The sequence below is a fragment of the Halobacillus sp. BBL2006 genome (assembly GCF_000786645.1).
GTDB lineage: Bacteria > Bacillota > Bacilli > Bacillales > Halobacillaceae > Halobacillus.
Genome location: NZ_JRNX01000597.1, coordinates 1 through 1,958 on the forward strand (window position 1 = coordinate 1; position 1,958 = coordinate 1,958).

The window sequence follows — 1,958 nt, forward strand, 5'->3', positions numbered from 1 at the left end:
TGGCGGGGTTTGGTTGCCATTGTTTGCTACGTTAGTGATCGTAGCCATTGTGGGTATTTTGATTCATTACCTTACCCCTTATCCGGACTCAGCTAACAACTGAAGATTTACCTAAAGGATAAGCACAAAACCTGTGCTTATCCTTTTTTTTCTATATTTGCTAATTTCTAAATATTTTAAAATTATTTTGACAAGCCCAATTCGGATGGTTATAATTTAAGCAGAAATAATCAGAAAAAAATAAAAATTTTGAAACATCCCTCAGAAGCATATTCGTATGCTTTTTCTAATGGGGGTTGAAAAATAAAGGGAGGTCTTACACATGGAAAAACGTGCACAATGGGGGACGAGAGCTGGGTTTATATTAGCAGCTGTCGGGTCTGCAATCGGACTAGGTAACATATGGCGTTTCCCTTCCGTAGCTTATGAAAATGGTGGAGGGGCATTCTTCATTCCGTATTTATTTGCTCTTTTAACAGCGGGTATTCCGTTGTTGGTTATGGAATTTACACTAGGTCATAAGTACCGTGGTTCCGCGCCGCTATCATTCTTTAGGATGAACAAGAAGACAGAATGGCTTGGATGGTGGGCCGTACTGGTATCATTCGTTATTTCAACATATTATGCTGTTATTATTGCCTGGGCTATCTCGTATAGTTTCTTTGCTTTTAATCTTTCCTGGGGAGAAGACACAGAAAGTTTCTTGTTTAGCGATTATTTGAATTTATCCGTAGATCCTGGACAAACAGGAAGCTTAGTGCCTGGTGTATTCATTCCACTCATTTTTGTTTGGTTGATTACCTTGGGTGTCCTTTTCAAAGGAGTTAAAAAAGGAATTGAGGCAGCGAATAAAATTTTCATTCCAACGCTAGTTGTCTTGTTCTTAATCATTGTAATTCGTGCTGTCACTTTACCTGGAGCCGCAGAAGGTCTTCAAACATTTTTTGAACCAAACTTTGAAACCATCACCTCCGGTAAAGTATGGGTGGCTGCTTATGGACAGATTTTCTTCAGTCTTTCCATCGCATTCGCTATTATGATCACTTATTCCAGTTATTTACCGAAGAAATCTGATATTACGAATAATGCCTTTATTACTGGTTTCAGTAATTCGAGCTTTGAACTTCTTGCTGGTATTGGAGTATTTGGGGCATTAGGGTTCATGGCCTCTCAAAATAACGTACCCGTTGAAGAAGTTGTCAGTGGAGGAGTGGGACTTGCGTTTGTCGTATTCCCGCAAATTATCAATGAGTTCCCTGCGTTGAATGGTTTATTCGGTGTCCTGTTCTTCTTATCGTTAGTCTTGGCAGGGTTATCTTCTTTGATATCTATCTCAGAGACATACGTAGCTGCCCTTAAAGAAAAGCTTGGCATATCAAGAACAGCTGCGGTTGGACTTGGTGGCGGTTTAGCCGCAATCGTTTCTATTTTGTTTGCTACTCAAGGCGGACTTTACTTCCTAGATAATGCTGATTACTTCATTAACCAATTCGGAGTTGCGTTTGTAGGATTAGTCGAAGTTATTGTCATTGCTTGGTTTGTTCGTGGTCTTAATGACTTCCAAAGTCATGCCAATGGAATTTCGGATTTACATTTAGGCGGATGGTGGAAGGTTTGTTTGGGAATTGTTACACCAATTGTACTAGGATATATGATGTTTGACCTTTTCAAAACGAACCTGCTTGGTCAGTTTGAAACAGAAACCGGAAACTATGCAGGGTATGGAGATACCTTCATACTATTCGGTGGCTGGTCCGTCGCTGCATTCGCCATTGTAATTGGCTTCCTAATGACGTTCAAGCGATGGGATTCCAAAGCCCTTGACGAAGAACACAAGGAGGTAGGTTAATATGACAGCCAGTGCAATTTTAATGATGATCATTGGAATCGTCGTTATTTGGGGAGGACTTGCTGCAAGCATCATGAACGCAGTGAGGAAATCAAAACAATAAAAAATA

The 1,958-nt window shown here is 40.1% G+C and carries 2 protein-coding genes; both read left to right on the top strand.

All coding sequences use genetic code 11. The features are described from left to right. Positions 1-322: 322 nt before the first annotated feature. Positions 323-1,849, top strand: coding sequence for a sodium-dependent transporter (locus LD39_RS16610; protein WP_035550072.1), 1,527 nt, complete (start codon positions 323-325; stop codon positions 1,847-1,849). Between the two features lies 1 nt (position 1,850). After that, positions 1,851-1,952, top strand: coding sequence for a methionine/alanine import family NSS transporter small subunit (locus LD39_RS22270; RefSeq protein ID WP_081988492.1), 102 nt, complete (start codon positions 1,851-1,853; stop codon positions 1,950-1,952). Positions 1,953-1,958: the final 6 nt, after the last annotated feature.

What these genes read in the sequence shown, in the direction of transcription:
- LD39_RS16610 (WP_035550072.1), top strand. Translation starts at nt 323, where the DNA reads ATGGAAAAACGTGCACAATGGGGGACGAGAGCTGGGTTTATATTAGCA.
- LD39_RS22270 (WP_081988492.1), top strand. Translation starts at nt 1,851, where the DNA reads ATGACAGCCAGTGCAATTTTAATGATGATCATTGGAATCGTCGTTATT.